Source organism: Paraburkholderia sediminicola (assembly GCF_902859805.1).
Lineage (GTDB): Bacteria > Pseudomonadota > Gammaproteobacteria > Burkholderiales > Burkholderiaceae > Paraburkholderia > Paraburkholderia sediminicola.
Genome location: NZ_CADIKC010000004.1, coordinates 512,848 through 527,761, shown reverse-complemented (window position 1 = coordinate 527,761; position 14,914 = coordinate 512,848). Strand labels below are relative to the sequence as shown.

Sequence of the window (14,914 nt, the reverse complement as noted above, 5' to 3'; positions counted from 1 at the left end):
AACAGGAAGAAATCTGAAAGCCGCGTCATTGAGGCACGCGGCTGTTCGAGCAGCTGAAAATTAGAGCGTTTGAAGAAACGCCGTATTACATCGGCGGCGTTACGCCGTGCTCGCCAGCGGAAATGAAATTCGCCGCCATCGAGCCATCAGCTTCCTTATGGGCGAACAACACGACCTTCGCGCCCGGCACCAGCAGCGAACGGTCGCCCGGTTCGAGCGCGACGATAGGCACATCTTGCGGAATCACGATTTTCTTTTCGCCGTCCTTGTACTTGACCGTGATCGTGCGGCCGTTGCTGACCACGAGCGAGCCCACCGTTCCGTTGGTCATCGTGCTGTTCGAGCCGAGGTCCCACGGGCGATGTCCTTCGCCCGAGCCACGCATGCTGGCCGGGAATACGTGCACTTCAAGCGCCTTCAGCGAGCCATCGGGCTGCGGGATCGCGGCAGTGCCGACATAGCTGTCCGGCTTGATGTCGTTCACGTCGGCAATCGTCACGCCGCGAATCGGCGTGTCTTTGGCGAGCTTCACGTCGACATCTTTGCCGTCGCGCGTGTGGACCTTGAGCACGTCGCCCGAGAGCGCGGTCACGGTGCCACGCACGCCGGTGGGCGCGGCGCTCTGAGCTTGTGCGACGGATCCTGCTGCCAACAATGAGGCGGCGACGAGGGCGGGGGCAACGAAGGCGCGCATCGCATTAGCGGAGACAATCTTCATGAGTCTGCTCTGGGTGGGTGAAAGGTAGCGTCAGGTTAGGCGCGCGATCGGCTCCGCCAAGTGACAGGCGGATGACAAAAACGTCATGAACGGCGCGCCGCGGCCACGTAGAATGGCCGCCATATCCACGTCCACATTCATGACCCACGCCCACGGCGGCGCTCGGGGTCGGAAACCAGGCATCATGAGCATCCTCGTCATCGAAGACGACCCGAAAACCGGCGACTATCTGAAGAAAGGCCTGCGCGAAAGCGGCTATGCAGTCGACCTTGCGCGCACCGGCACCGATGGGCTGCACATGGCGCTCGAGCACGCGTATGACCTCGTGGTGCTGGACGTGATGCTGCCCGGTATCGACGGTTGGGAAATCATGCGTGCGTTACGGGCGCGGCGCGATCTGCCGGTCATTTTTCTGACCGCACGCGATCACGTCAGCGACCGCATTCGTGGGCTCGAACTCGGCGCCGACGATTACCTCGTCAAGCCTTTCTCGTTCACCGAGCTGGTGTTGCGCATCCGCACACTGTTGCGCCGCGGCGTGATCCGCGAGAGCGATGTGTTCGAGATCGCCGACCTCAAGCTCGACGTGCTGCGCCGCAAGGTGACGCGCGAAGGCGTCGAGATTCCGCTGACCAATAAGGAATTCATGCTGTTGCATCTGTTGGTGCGCCGGCAGGGCGAGGCGTTATCGCGTACGCAAATCGCCTCGGAAGTGTGGGATATGAATTTCGATAGCGACACTAATGTGGTCGACGTGGCGATCAAACGGCTGCGTGCGAAGATCGATCATCCGTTTGAAAAGAAGCTGATTCATACGGTGCGCAGCATCGGCTATACATTCGGCGACGGCGCATGAAACTGTGGACCGAACGTTCGTTGACGGCTCGCACCACGGTGCTGTTCGCCTCGATCGCGTGCGTGGTGATCGGCACGTTGGGCATGTATTTCTACCACTCCGCCGAGCTGTCGTTGCACCGTCGCGCGGACGTGGTGCTCACTGGCCGTGTCGAGCATTTCAGCCGCATCGTGCACGATCTCTATTCGGTCAGCGAACTAAAGAGCCGGCCGTTGCTGTTCGAGAGCATGCTCGGCGCGGAGCAGGATGTGCTGTTGTTCCGCCGTCCGGGCGAAGCGCCGTTCATCGACGTGAACCCCGGCAATGTCGCGGTACCTGCGCTGCAGGCCGGCACGGCGGATCACTTGCCGACGCTCTCGGATATTCGCCAGACCACGCTGCCGGACGGCGTGCCGGTTCATTGGGCGGTCGCTACCGTCAAAGCGCGTGAGGATGGCAGCGAAGTCGAAGTGATTGCCGCGCATCCGATGACCCAGGAAATGCGCATGCTGGCCGCCTACCGCAATCGAATTGTGCTGGCCACGCTGATCGGCATGCTGGCTGCCACGTTGCTTGCTTATTACGTGCTGCGCCGCGCGTTGCGGCCGGTGCGCGAGATCGCCACGCGGGCGGCGCAGATCAGTCCGGCGAGTTTGTCGGTCCGGCTCGACAGCGAGGCCGCGCCAGTCGAATTGCGCCAGCTTACGCATGCCTTTAACGCCATGCTCGACCGTCTTGCCGACGGTTACCAACGTCTCTCGCAGTTCTCGGCCGATCTGGCGCATGAAATTCGTACACCAGTGGGCGCCTTGATCGGCCAGACCCAGGTGACACTCGCCAAACCGCGCGACACCGAGGAGTATCAGCAACTGCTCGAATCGAATCTCGAGGAGCTGAACCGCTTGAGTCACATCGCGGAGAACATTCTGTTTCTCGCACACGCTGACCATGCGGCGCTCTCCATCGACCGTGAGCCGGTCGATCTGCGCGATGAACTCATCAGGATCGCAGACTATTTCGAAGGCCCCGCCGATGAACGCGGCATGCGTTTTACCGTCGAGGCGCAGGGCGTGGTGTCGGCCAATCCGATGCTATGCCGGCGGGCGATCAACAATCTTGTCGTGAATGCGGTGCGATACGGCGCGGGCGACACGGTGGTGCGGTTAAGCGGCACACAGGACGAGCAGGGTGCGACCGTGGTGGTGGAAAACGACGGTACACCGATTCCTGGCGAGCAACTGGACCGCCTGTTCGATCGTTTCTACCGAGGAGATTCGGCGCGCAGCGAGTTCACCGAATCGAGCGGGCTGGGGCTCGCGATTGTTAAAGCGATCATGCATCTGCACGGCGGCACGGCACGCGTGGTGTGTCCGGTGCCGGGCGTGGTGCGCTTCGAATTGCGCTTTCCAGGCGCTTAACCGGCTATCTGCGTGGCTGAGGTTGTGTCCGGCGCGTGGCAGCACACGCAGAGCTTATTGCCGTCGGGATCGCGAAAATACGCACCGTAATAGTCCGCGTGATACTGCGGTCGCAAACCCGGCGGCCCTTCGCAGGCGCCGCCGTGAGCGAGCGCCGCAGCATGCGCGCGATCGACCGTGGCGCGGTCCGTGGCCAGCAGGGCCAGCATCTGGCCATTGCCGACGGTGGCCGGACGACCGTCGTGGGGTCTGCTAATTACGAACAGCGGCCGCGCTGCGTCTGCCGGCATCCAGCCGGCCCAGCACGCATCGTCATCGCGGAACTTGAGCCGCAGTCCCAGCGTTTCCATCAGCACGCCATAAAAGCCGAACGCACGCTCGAAATCCGTTATACCGACGAATACGTGGGAAAGCATCAGTGACGCTCCTTGTTTGTGTGGCGGGCCGGTCACCGTTATGGCGCAAACCGGTAATGCCGATACCGGGATGATCGCCCAACTGGTTGCCGCAGCGCGCGGCGGATACGATGAAACACCTCATCCTAACCGTCGGGAAAACCGCTATGAAACGCTTCCATATTGCTTTGGCCGTTACCAGCCTCGAGGCTTCCATCGACGATTACAGTGCCCGTCTCGGTCAGTCGCCCACGGCTGTGGTGCCGGGCCGTTACGCGATGTGGCGAACCGAGCTGCTCAACTTTTCGATCAACGAGATGCCGGATAAGGGCGGGCAGCTTCGGCACGTCGGCTTCGAGGACGACTCGGTAGAAGGCTACTCGAGCAGCAAGGACGTGAATGGCCTCGAATGGGAGCTGTTTTCAGCGGAAGAGCAGGATCGGCGGATCGTCAGCACTTACGGCGAGGCCGTGCGGACCGACCAGGGCTGACGCGCCTTTCCGCCCCGGCCCGAACCTGGCTGCTGCACGGCGAGGCGTCAGTCCTCCGGCGCGTCCGCGGACGGACGGTTCGTGTAGTGCGCGTGCTTTTCCTCATACATCAGCAGATCGGCGCGTTGCACACCGGCTTCGAGACGGTCGCCGCGCTGGCACGTCGCCGCACCCATCGAAAGACTCAGCAGAGAACCCGGATAAAACTGGTTGTTCAGATCGACCAGTTGCCGGATCGCGTCGATCATTGCCGCGCCGCCACGCTCGTCGGTGTCCGGCATCAGGATCGCGAACTCGTCGCCGCCGATGCGCGCCGCGTGAAACGGCGAGTCCGTCGCTTTGGCGAGGACTTCGCCCGCACGCCGTAACAGGGCGTCGCCGGCCGCATGGCCGAGCTGATCGTTCACGCGTTTGAGGCCGTTCAGATCGGCCATGATGATGGTCACCGGCCACGGACCCTTGCGCTCCAGCCGGTTCAGTTCATCCACGTAAAAGGAGCGGTTGCGCAGCTTGGTCAGCACGTCATGTTTGCCGAGGAACTCCAGGTAAGCTTCGGCCTTCTTGCGCGCCGTGATGTCGGTAAGGGCTACCAGCACCAGGTCCCAATTCTTTTCGTGACCCGGCAATACGGAGAACTGCAGGTGCACGTGCACCTCGTTGCCGTCGAGCGAATAGTTGAGCACTTCGCGCTGCTGGAACAGCTTGCCGTCCCATAGATCGATCAACTGCTCGCGGAAATGTGGCCGCATATCGTCGCGGAAAACGTCGGGCAGGCGCGCCAGCAGCGTTTTCTTGTCTTTTGCCACGAACATGTCGAGCGTGTGCTGGTTCACGTCGAGTACGTGGATTTCCTGCATGCAGCGCTCGACAAACTCGGGATGCACGTCAGTAAACACGCGGAAATCGCTGATGCCGGCGGAGCGCGCGTCGTCGAGCAGACGTTTGACCGCGCTGAAATCCTCCACCCACAACGAGACCGGCGAATATTCGAACAGGCCGCGCACATACTGTTCGGCAAGCGTCACCCGATGCCGCGCGCCTTCGAGTTCGGTAATGTCTTCGACTGATACCAGCACGCGGTCCCAGCGGTCTTCATGGCCGGGCAGCACGGCGCCCTTGAGCAGGACGTCGAGGCGGCGTCCGCCGAGCGTGTAGTTGACCGTCTGGCTCGTGAAATGCGCCTGGCCGGCCCACAGTTGACATAGCTCCTCGAGGTGAGTCTTGAGCATGTCGTCGCGGAACACGGAGGCGAGATTGCCGGTGAGCGCGTCGAAATCGGCGGCCTCGAATTGCGTCAGCGTTTTCTGGTTGACCTTGATGACGCCGATGCTATGCGCGCATTCGGCGACAAGGGCCGGATATTCGGCGAAATGAGCCCGCAGATCGGTCACGCCTTCTGCCCGCCATTTGTCAAATAGTGCACGCACGCCGCTGAAGTCTTCGAGCCAGAGCGAAACAGGCGCGAGTTCGAACATTTCGGAATCGTCGCTGGCGGGCGCTGAGCCGCGTCGGAGGGTGTCCTGCATGAGATTCCCGTGGTCGGAGTTCCGGCTATTCTAAAGCGGCTTGCATTCGGCTCAAAAGAAAGACGCGTGGCGCATATTTTTCGTGCCGATCTATTCACGAAGATAACGGCGTGGTTCGTGGGGACTTTAGGCTACGCGGCGGCAGGTTCGCAACAGGGTCGTTTGCTTGTGGTCGCCCGTGATCGCCCGCCAGCAGGGCCGCGGGCGCCTTGTTACACTCACTCGTCGCGTCCTCCGTCCGTCATCGTCTTTAGAAAAAACACCCGCTATGAAGCCATCCCTGCTGGTTCTGATTCCCCTGAAAGACGCAAGCCGCGCCAGCGTCGAGACTGCGTTCGACGTCGTCTACGCACCCGATGCCGCCCAACGGACCGCCGCGATTGCCACGCACGGTGAGACGATCCGCGCCGTGCTGACCAACGGCACAACCGGGCTGACGGCCGCCGAAATCGACCGGATGCCGCAACTCGAGTTTGTCAGCGCGCTCGGCGCCGGCTATGAAAACCTCGCCGTCGACCACGCCCGTTCGCGCGACCTCGTGCTCGTCAACGGCGCGGGCACCAACGACCATTGCGTGGCCGATCACGCGTTCGCCTTGCTGCTTGCGGTGGTGCGCGACGTGCCGCAACTCGACCAGGCCACCCGCAAGGGCGCCTGGCGCGACACGTTGCCGATGCACCCGAATGTGTCCGGCAAGCGGCTCGGCATCGTCGGGCTCGGCAATATCGGCGAGAAGGTCGCGCGGCGTGGCGCCGGCTTCGATATGGAAATCGGTTACCACAACCGCAAACCGCGCGAAGGCTCGCCGCTGCGCTATTTCGACAGCGTGCAGGGTCTGGCGCAATGGTGCGACTTTCTGGTGGTGGCGACGCCCGGCGGCGCCGGTACGCGTCATCTGATTGACAAGGCGGTGCTGGACGCACTCGGTCCGGACGGCTTCGTGGTCAATGTCTCGCGTGGCAGCGTGGTGGATACCGCTGCTTTAGCGGATGCGCTTGCCGCTGGCGCGATCGCCGGCGCGGGTCTCGACGTCTACGAGGGCGAGCCGCATCCGCCTGAAGCCTTGCTGACACTGCGCAACGTCGTCCTGACGCCGCATGTGGGCGGCCGCTCGCCGGAGGCGATCACGGCTTCGGTCGACAATTTCCTCGCCAACGCCAGACGCCACTTTGCTGGCGAGGCGGTGTTGACGCCCATCTGACATTTGAAGGCAAACTGAAACCATCAGCCCAGCGGATAGTTTCTCTCGTAAATCGCGATTTCCCTTGTAGGCTCGTGGCGAATAGGATGATCGGTATCGAACCCACATCGCTTCGACACAGCCGGAGCCGCGACGGAGACCCCGCATGGAACACCACGCCCGCACGCAGGACGAACGGCTCGAGATCAAGACGACCACCTGCTACATGTGCGCCTGCCGCTGCGGCATCCGCGTGCATCTGCGGGAAGGCGAGGTGCGCTATATCGACGGCAACCCCGAGCATCCGCTGAACCAGGGGGTGATCTGTGCGAAGGGCGCCTCGGGCATCATGAAGCAGTACTCGCCCGCGCGCCTGACCCAGCCGTTGATGCGCAAGGCGGGCGCGGAGCGGGGCAGTGCGCAGTTCGAGCCGGTGTCGTGGGAGGTTGCGTTCAACGTGCTCGAAAAACGCCTCGCCACGATTCGCGCCACCGATCCGAAGAAATTCGCGCTGTTCACCGGCCGTGACCAGATGCAGGCGCTAACCGGCCTGTTCGCCAAACAGTTCGGCACGCCTAATTATGCGGCGCATGGCGGCTTCTGCTCGGCCAACATGGCGGCCGGGATGATCTATACGATCGGCGGCTCGTTCTGGGAGTTCGGCGGCCCCGATCTCGACAGCGCCAAACTTTTCTTCATGATCGGCACGGCGGAAGATCATCATTCAAATCCGCTCAAGATCGCCATTTCGAAGTTCAAGCGCGCCGGCGGGCGCTTCATCGCGATCAATCCGATCCGCACTGGCTATGCGGCGATTGCCGACGAATGGGTGCCGATCAAACCCGGCACCGACGGCGCGCTATTCATGGCGTTTCTGCACGAACTGATCGCCGCCGACGCCTGGGACCACGAGTTCGTGCAACGCTATACGAACGCGGCAGAGCTGGTCGATCTCGACGAAGCCAGCGAGAACTTCGGCCTGTTCGTACGCGATCCAGACAGGCCGGCTGGCAATCCGCTGTTTCCGCAGAACCATCTCTGGTGGGACGCCGCAGCCGCGCGCGCCGTGCCGCATCATGCACCCGGTGTGACGCCCGCGCTCGACGGCCGCTATACGCTCGCGGACGGCACGCCAGTCACGCCGTCGTTCGCGTTGCTGCGCGAACGCGTGGCCGAGTGCACGCCAGAGTGGGCCGCGGAGATCACCGGCATTGCTGCGGACACGATTCGCCGCCTCGCCGGCGAAATGATTCAAACCAGCCGCGATCACCGGATCACGCTGCCGATCCAATGGACCGACGCGTGGGGCGAGACGCACGAGACCGTCACCGGCAATCCGGTCGCTTTTCACGCAATGCGCGGGCTCGCTGCGCATTCCAACGGCTTCCAGTCGATCCGCGCGCTGGCGGTGCTGATGTCGCTGCTGGGCACGATCGACCGCCCTGGCGGCTTTCGTCATAAGTCGCCGTTTCCTCGCGCGGTGCCGCCGTCGGCGAAACCGCCGAACAGCCCGGACGCCGTCAAGCCGAACACGCCGCTTGCCACCGGTCCGCTTGGCTGGCCCGCCGCGCCCGAAGATCTGTTCATCGACGAACAGGGCGGCCCGGTTCGCATCGACAAGGCCTTCTCCTGGGAATATCCGCTTGCCGTGCACGGCGTGATGCATAGTGTGATCACCAATGCCTGGCGTGGCGATCCCTATCCCATCGACACGCTGCTGATTTTCATGGCCAACATGGCCTGGAATTCGTCGATGAACACGATGAAGGTGCGCGAGATGCTCGCCGACAAGCACGCGAACGGCGAGTACAAGATTCCGTTTCTCGTGGTGTGCGACGCGTTCCAGTCGGAGATGACGGCATTCGCCGATCTGATCCTGCCGGACACGACGTATCTCGAGCGGCACGACGCGATGTCGATGCTCGACCGGCCGATCTCCGAATTCGACGGTCCGGTGGATTCCGTGCGCGTGCCGGTCGTGCCGCCGACGGGTCAATGCAAGCCGTTTCAGGAAGTGCTGATCGAACTGGCTTCGCGCCTCAAGTTTCCCGCCTTCACGACAGCCGAAGGCACGCGCCGCTTCCGGGACTATCCCGACTTCATCGTCAATCACACGACGACGCCTGATTCCGGTGTGGGCTTTCTGATCGGCTGGCGCGGCAAGGAGGGCGACAAGGCGCTGGTCGGCGAGCCGAATCCGCAGCAGTGGGAACAGTATGCAAAGAACAACTGCGTGTTCCATTACCGCCTGCCGGAGACGCTCCAATACATGCGCAACTGCAACGGGCCGTATCTCGACTGGGCTGTGAAAAACGGCTTCCGCAAATTCAACGAGCCGATCCTGATCCAGTTGTACTCCGACGTCATGCAGAAGTTCAGGCTTGCCGCGCAAGGCCGCAGGAGCGGCAGGCAGCCGCCCGAACACCTGCGGGCGCGCGTGGAAAAGTACTTCGATCCGTTGCCGTTCTGGTATGCGCCGCTCGAAAGCGATTCGACCGATCTCACACGTTTTCCGCTGGCCGCGGTGACGCAACGGCCCATGGCGATGTATCACTCGTGGGATTCGCAGAACGCGTGGCTGCGGCAGATTCATGGCGAGAACTATCTCTACATGAATCCGCTGATGGCGGCCGAAAACGGCATTGCCGACGGCAGCTGGATCTATGCCGAATCGCAATGGGGCCGCGTGCGCTGCATGGCGCGCTTTAGCGAGACCGTCGAGCCGGGGACGGTGTGGACCTGGAATGCGATCGGCAAAGCGTCGGGCGCATGGAACCTCGGCGAGGGGGCGAACGAATCGCAGCGCGGCTTCCTGCTCAATCACCTCATCACCGACGAGTTGCCCGGTCGCGACGAAGCCGCCGCACGTCTCTCGAATTCGGATCCGGTGACAGGCCAGGCCGCGTGGTACGACGTGCGCGTGCGCATCTATCCGGCGGAGGCGGACGCGCGTCATACGCTGCCGCAGTTCGGTGCGATGCCCGCGTTGCCGGGATCGAATGGGGTGATATCGCGGGTCGTGCAGACCTATTTCGCGGGGCGCGGAGAATTCGCGGCACGGCTGCGCGGTGCGGTAGGGCGCAAGTGATGCGGGTTTCGCACGCGAGCAAGGCGAAACCCGGGCGCCGCAGAACCGCGGGCAGCGCGCGAATAACGCAGTAAAGCAGCAAGGAGCCTTTGATGACTCAGATGGCCTTAGTGATCGACCTGAACGTGTGCGTGGGATGCCAGGCTTGCGTGACGAGTTGCAAGGAGTGGAATACGTCGGGTGAGTCGGGCAGTCTCGCCGATCTCAATCCGTACGACGCCGATCCGTCCGGCACCTTCTTCAATCGCGTGCAGAGCTTCGAAGCCGGCAGCTACCCGAACGCCGACACGATCCATTTCCCGAAGTCGTGCCTGCACTGCGAGGACCCGCCGTGTGTGCCGGTGTGTCCGACCGGCGCCAGCTACAAGCGCAAGGAAGACGGTCTCGTGCTGGTCGATTTCGACAAGTGCATCGGTTGCAAATACTGCGCGTGGGCGTGTCCATACGGTGCGCGCGAACTCGATGAAGCGCGCAAGGAGATGACCAAGTGCACGCTATGCGTCGATCGCATTCACGATGAAAACCTCTCTGAGCGCGACCGGCAACCCGCATGCGTGCTCGCGTGCCCGACTTCAGCGCGACTGTTTGGTGATATTCACGATCCGGAGTCGGTGGTGTCGAAGGCAATCGAGGAACGCGGCGGTTATCAGTTGATGCCTGAGTGGAACACGCGGCCGGCCAACCACTATTTGCCGCGTATTACGACATCGGCTTCAGGTTGCGGCAGCGACGGCTGCTCGTGCAAAGGCACGGGGGCGGCCATTGAGGCGCCTGAATCGCTCGACTCACTTGATGCGCAACTCGAACACGGCCAACTGCATCTTGCGTCGATGGCGACGCGTATCTAAAGGACCTCGCCATGAATCCGGCTTTTTCAGTGGTTTTTCTCACGACCTTGAGCGGTGCGGCGCAGGGTCTGCTGATCGCACTCGTCGGCGTGGAGACGGCCGCGCATCTTGGGCTCGTCACGGCGCCCGCGGATGTGTTCTATGTCACCGGCGCGGGCTTGTCGGTCGTGTTGGGTGTCCTGGGGCTGATCGCTTCGTTTTTCCATCTCGGGCATCCGGAGCGCGCTTGGCGTGCGGTTGCGATGTGGCGGACGTCGTGGTTGTCGCGTGAATGTCTGTGCCTGCCGGCGTTTCTTGCCTGCGCGTTTTTTTATGGCGTCGCGCACGGGTTCGGCTCGCCGTGGTCACTCGCGATAGGCTGGCTCGGCGTGCTGGCGAGCGCGCTGTTGTTCGTTTGTTCGGCGATGATCTACGCGTGCCTGCGTTTCCTGCAGGAATGGGCCACGCCGCTGACGCTGGTTAACTTCGTGCTGCTCGGTTGCGCGTCTGGCTTTACGCTGGCGACGGCGCTAACGGCGTGGTTCGCACCCGCGCTGACAGTGGGGTTAGCGATCTGTGCTTGCGTATTGACGCTCGCGGGCTGCGTGAGCCGCTCGGCATCGCTCATGCGCAATGCGCGCTTACGGCCGAAGTCCACCGTGCAGAGCGCAACGGGCATCAAGAATCCGAAGCTCGTGCAGATCTCGCGGGGCTTTACAGCCGGCGCGTTTAATTTGCGCGAGTTCTTTCATGGCAAGTCGGCGGGAACGCTGCGCGGCGTTAAGTGGGGATTTCTGGCGGCCGCGTTTGTTGCACCTATTGTGTTGATCGTGCTGGGCGCGGGACTGCATTCGATTGGTGCGTCGCTCGGCTTGCTGGCGGCTGCGTGTCTCGTGCAATACGCGGGGTTGGTCGCGGAGCGGTGGTTTTTCTTCGCCGAAGCAAAGCATCCGCAGAATCTGTATTACGCGCGAGTCGGCTGATAAGCCGGAAGCTGAACGGGTTCGCGAGGCCATGCGGCCGTGCCTCGCACGATCGAGTTGACCGGCACGCGTCGGTGCCGCGGTACGTTGCCGTGCGCGAGCCAACCTGAAGGGGAGCCGGGTGAGCTTAACCGCCCACCCGGTCGCCGCAGAGGGCGGCTCTCATTTGCTGCTCACCCGCACGCGCCGACTTCACCACACGCAGTACAGAAGTCGCACCCGTCCTTGCGGATCACAGCATTCGCTCCGCACGAACCGCATTTTCGGCCGAGCATGGTGTGCAAGCCTTGCATCCCGCCGGGTTGCAGCAAGGCGGCTTCGTCAGCCTCGCCAGGCGGCGGACGGATGCCGAAATCCGCCGGTAACGCAGTCTCGGCTTTCATTTGCCCGCGCGGCAAACGCGCCAGCATCCGCGACGGCACCTGATTGCCTTCGGCGTCGAGAAAACCGCGCCGATGCAGAATCTGCTGGATCGCAAAGGCGAGCGCCGCCACTTCGGAATCGTGCCAGCGCGGCGTGCGGTGACCGTCGAGACGCTGCACCTCGCCGAGCCGCACCTGCCCGCGATCCCACGACACCTTGCGCATATCCTGCAGGTTGCGCGCGACAAATCCGCCGCGTGCCGCAAGCGACAGCGAACGCATCGTCGCCGTGATCCATTGCTGCGATTCGTCGCGCTGCCCGGTCGGAATGAAGAACTCGATAGGGCGTTCGATCGTGACTTCTTCACCGCCCAGCCGTCCCGTCACTTCGATGAACGACACCGCCACGTAAAGCGACTTCTTGCCGGCTTGCGTCAGATATTCGACCTTTTCGATGATCGCCGGCAATTCACCCTTGGGCCGGTGATCGATCGCGATCCGCAGCGGATCCTGATCGGTTTCGGTCAGCGTATCGTCTGCCTGCTGCGGCGGGCTGACGCTCAGCACCGCGCCGAGCGTTTCATTCGGGCGGTAGGTGGCGAGGCCTTTGAGACCGTTTTTCCACGCGTCGAAGTAGAGGCTTTCGAACGCTTCGAACGGATAGTCCGCCGGCACGTTCACCGTCTTCGAGATCGACGTGTCCACGTATGGCTGCACCGCGGCCATCATGTCGAGGTGGTCGCGTGCCGACATTTCGAGTGCGCTGACGAAGTAGTCCGGCAGGTTTTTCACATCGCCGCCGAGTTCGCGATAAAGCCGATACGCGTAGTCTTCGACATCGAACGACTCGCGGCCGCCGTCGGCCATTACCTTCATGCGTGTGTAGGTCCACGAGAAGGCCGGTTCGATGCCGTTCGAGGCGTTGTCGGCAAACGCGAGGCTGACGGTGCCCGTTGGCGCGATCGACAGCAAATGGCTGTTGCGGATGCCATCCTGGCGGATCGCGTCCTTGATGTCGTCGGGCAGACGCGAGGCGAACGTGCCTGCTTCCAGATAGCGTGCGGCATCGAACAACTCGAACGCGCCGCGCTCGCGCGCCAGTTCCACCGACGCCCGATAAGCCTCGTCGCGCATCAATTGAGCGATACGCACCGCGAAGTCGCGGCCTTCCTGCGAGTTGTAGCGCAGGCCGAGCATCACGAGCGTATCGCCCAGGCCCGTGAAGCCCACGCCGATGCGCCGCTTGGCGCGCGACTCGTCATATTGCTGTTGCAGCGGCCATAGCGTGACGTCGAGCACGTCGTCGAGAAAGCGCACCTGGACGCGGGTGCGCCTGGCGAGGCCGTCCCAGTCGAACGAAGGCTTGCGGCCTTTCATTTGCGCGAACGGATCGATCACGAAGCGCGTGAGGTTCAACGGCCCGAGGTTGCAGCAGCCGTAGGCCGGCAGCGGTTGTTCGCCGCACGGATTGGTGGCGCGGATGGTTTCGACCGCGCGTAGATTGTTGTCCTCGTTCATGCGCGAGATGAACACGATGCCGGGCTCGGCGACGTCGTAGGTCGAGCGCATGATGCGGTCCCAGATCTCGCGAGCGGGACGTTCGCTGTACACCCACAGACCGTCCTCGCGTTGCCGCATGTCGCCGGCCGCGCGCAGCGCCGGCGACGGCTCGCCGCGGTGCACGAGTTGCCAGGGCTGATCTTCTTCGACCGCGCGCATGAATTCGTCGGTGACGCCTACCGACACGTTGAAGTTGTTCCAGCGGCCTTTCGAATGCTTCGCCTCGATGAACTCGATCAGATCGGGGTGATTGCAGTCGAGCACGGCCATTTGCGCACCGCGCCGCGAGCCGGCGCTTTCGACGGTCCGGCACGAGGCGTCGAACACGTCCATATAACTGCACGGTCCGGACGCCGACGAACTGGTGGTATGAACGCGGGCACCCTTAGGCCGGATCGCGGAGAAGTTGTAGCCGACACCGCCGCCGCGGCGCATCGTTTCGGCGGCTTGCAGCAGCGCCACGTAGATGCCGGGCAGACCTTGTTCGTCGACACCCTGAATTGCGTCGCCGACCGGTTGCACGAAGCAGTTGATGAGCGTGGCGGCGATGCCCGTGCCCGCCGCGCTCATGATGCGCCCGGCACCGAGCGCGCCGTGCCGCAGGTTGTCGGCAAAGAGCGCTTCCACCGACTCGCGCAGGGCCTCCGGTTCCGCCTGAGCGACGCCACGGGCGACGCGTTTGAATACGTCGTCGGCCGATTGCTCGTCGCCTTTGGCGTATTTCTCGAGCAGGACGTCCAGCGAGAATTGTTGCGGTGCAACTAGCGGGGCGGGAGAAACCGCTGCGGCGCGGGGTTCGTGCGTGTCTTCTGCCATGGTGTCGCCTCTCGTTTGCCGCGAGACGGCCGCGGCGCGTTCGAATGGGATGCGGGGCATTCATTTAACGCTGCGCGTCTGACCGGTGTGGTGACCTGGCGCAACGGAGATCACCTTAACGCACGTGGCCAAGGGCCGCAATCGGCCTTTTGGAGGCGGGACTGCAGAGTGGCTGCCGACCAATGGCAGAGGCCTTCGCAGCAGCCGTTATGACTACAGGCAGTGAGTTGAAGTTGAAGAGGGGCGCCGGGTGTGTGGGAGAGCGGCTGAAAAAACGGACAGCGCGGCGGAGGACCTGCGCCAGTAGATCGTGAAGAGCGCCTACGACGGCCGGGGCCGAAAGATCACGGCGGCCACATGTCGTCGAGGCAAGGGTAAAAGCAAAAAACTTCAGGCTTCAACCAGTTCGCCCAACACCTCAGCGCAAATCATTGCAGAAGCATTCGAAGGCGCCGGCCGTTCAGCCGGTTTGAACACCGCGTCGCCGCGGCGAATCTTGCGGCGCGTCACGGCGCACGTTCCCGATGTATGCGCCGAGCGCCGCCGCCAACGCTGCTCGCCGTAATGACAGCGCCCCGGTTCGACCCAGCGGATCACCAGCGTGGTGTCGGAGCGCTCGAGAATTTCGATGCGTACGCCATTGGTTCCGTCAAGGGGGATGGACTCTAAGGTCATCATCGTCGGCTCCGTAGTGTGGTGTGCCGAATGTATTCCC

General features: G+C 62.9%; 12 protein-coding genes. 7 read left to right on the top strand and 5 right to left on the bottom strand.

Features of this window, described 5'->3' with window-relative positions:
* Positions 1-85 precede the first annotated feature (85 nt).
* Positions 86-718, bottom strand: coding sequence for a hypothetical protein (locus R8871_RS18385; protein ID WP_175051713.1), 633 nt, complete (start codon positions 716-718; stop codon positions 86-88).
* 184 nt (positions 719-902) lie between these two features.
* Between R8871_RS18385 and R8871_RS18380 the strand changes: the two genes are divergently transcribed.
* Positions 903-1,574: a heavy metal response regulator transcription factor gene (locus R8871_RS18380; RefSeq protein WP_093638501.1), complete on the top strand. Its 672-nt coding sequence runs from the start codon at positions 903-905 to the stop codon at positions 1,572-1,574.
* On the top strand, positions 1,571-2,971 hold the full coding sequence (locus R8871_RS18375; RefSeq protein ID WP_175051712.1) for a heavy metal sensor histidine kinase: 1,401 nt from the start codon (positions 1,571-1,573) through the stop codon (positions 2,969-2,971). Before R8871_RS18380 ends, R8871_RS18375 begins: the two co-directional genes overlap by 4 nt.
* On the opposite strand, the gene R8871_RS18370 is transcribed toward R8871_RS18375, so the two are convergent.
* Entirely contained in the window at positions 2,968-3,387 is a 420-nt protein-coding gene (locus tag R8871_RS18370; RefSeq protein ID WP_175051711.1) for a VOC family protein, read from the bottom strand. The genes R8871_RS18375 and R8871_RS18370 overlap by 4 nt on opposite strands.
* Positions 3,388-3,533: 146 nt before the next feature.
* Between R8871_RS18370 and R8871_RS18365 the strand changes: the two genes are divergently transcribed.
* Positions 3,534-3,857: a VOC family protein gene (locus R8871_RS18365; RefSeq protein WP_175051710.1), complete on the top strand. Its 324-nt coding sequence runs from the start codon at positions 3,534-3,536 to the stop codon at positions 3,855-3,857.
* 47 nt (positions 3,858-3,904) lie between these two features.
* Here R8871_RS18365 and R8871_RS18360 read toward each other — a convergent pair whose 3' ends face one another.
* On the bottom strand, positions 3,905-5,383 hold the full coding sequence (locus R8871_RS18360; RefSeq protein ID WP_175051709.1) for a diguanylate cyclase domain-containing protein: 1,479 nt from the start codon (positions 5,381-5,383) through the stop codon (positions 3,905-3,907).
* 268 nt (positions 5,384-5,651) lie between these two features.
* Here R8871_RS18360 and R8871_RS18355 point away from each other — a divergent pair, with 268 nt between their 5' ends.
* From R8871_RS18355 to R8871_RS18340, 4 genes are all read left to right on the top strand, one after another.
* On the top strand, positions 5,652-6,584 hold the full coding sequence (locus tag R8871_RS18355; protein ID WP_175051708.1) for a 2-hydroxyacid dehydrogenase: 933 nt from the start codon (positions 5,652-5,654) through the stop codon (positions 6,582-6,584).
* 145 nt (positions 6,585-6,729) lie between these two features.
* Entirely contained in the window at positions 6,730-9,651 is a 2,922-nt protein-coding gene (locus tag R8871_RS18350; protein WP_175051707.1) for a molybdopterin-dependent oxidoreductase, read from the top strand.
* A gap of 92 nt (positions 9,652-9,743) precedes the next feature.
* Positions 9,744-10,499: a 4Fe-4S dicluster domain-containing protein gene (locus tag R8871_RS18345; protein ID WP_175051706.1), complete on the top strand. Its 756-nt coding sequence runs from the start codon at positions 9,744-9,746 to the stop codon at positions 10,497-10,499.
* Between the two features lie 11 nt (positions 10,500-10,510).
* Positions 10,511-11,461 carry a dimethyl sulfoxide reductase anchor subunit family protein gene (locus R8871_RS18340; protein WP_175051705.1) on the top strand — a complete coding sequence of 317 codons (951 nt, stop codon included), beginning with the start codon at positions 10,511-10,513 and terminating at the stop codon, positions 11,459-11,461.
* A 173-nt stretch (positions 11,462-11,634) separates the two neighbouring features.
* Here R8871_RS18340 and R8871_RS18335 read toward each other — a convergent pair whose 3' ends face one another.
* Together R8871_RS18335 and R8871_RS18330 are read right to left on the bottom strand one after the other, a co-directional pair.
* Positions 11,635-14,199, bottom strand: a complete 2,565-nt coding sequence (locus R8871_RS18335; protein ID WP_175051704.1) for an adenosylcobalamin-dependent ribonucleoside-diphosphate reductase — start codon at positions 14,197-14,199, stop codon at positions 11,635-11,637.
* Positions 14,200-14,589: 390 nt separating this feature from the next.
* Positions 14,590-14,874 (bottom strand): DUF3331 domain-containing protein, encoded by a 285-nt coding sequence (locus R8871_RS18330; RefSeq protein ID WP_028197253.1) that lies wholly within the window; start codon positions 14,872-14,874, stop codon positions 14,590-14,592.
* Between the last annotated feature and the right edge of the window lie 40 nt (positions 14,875-14,914).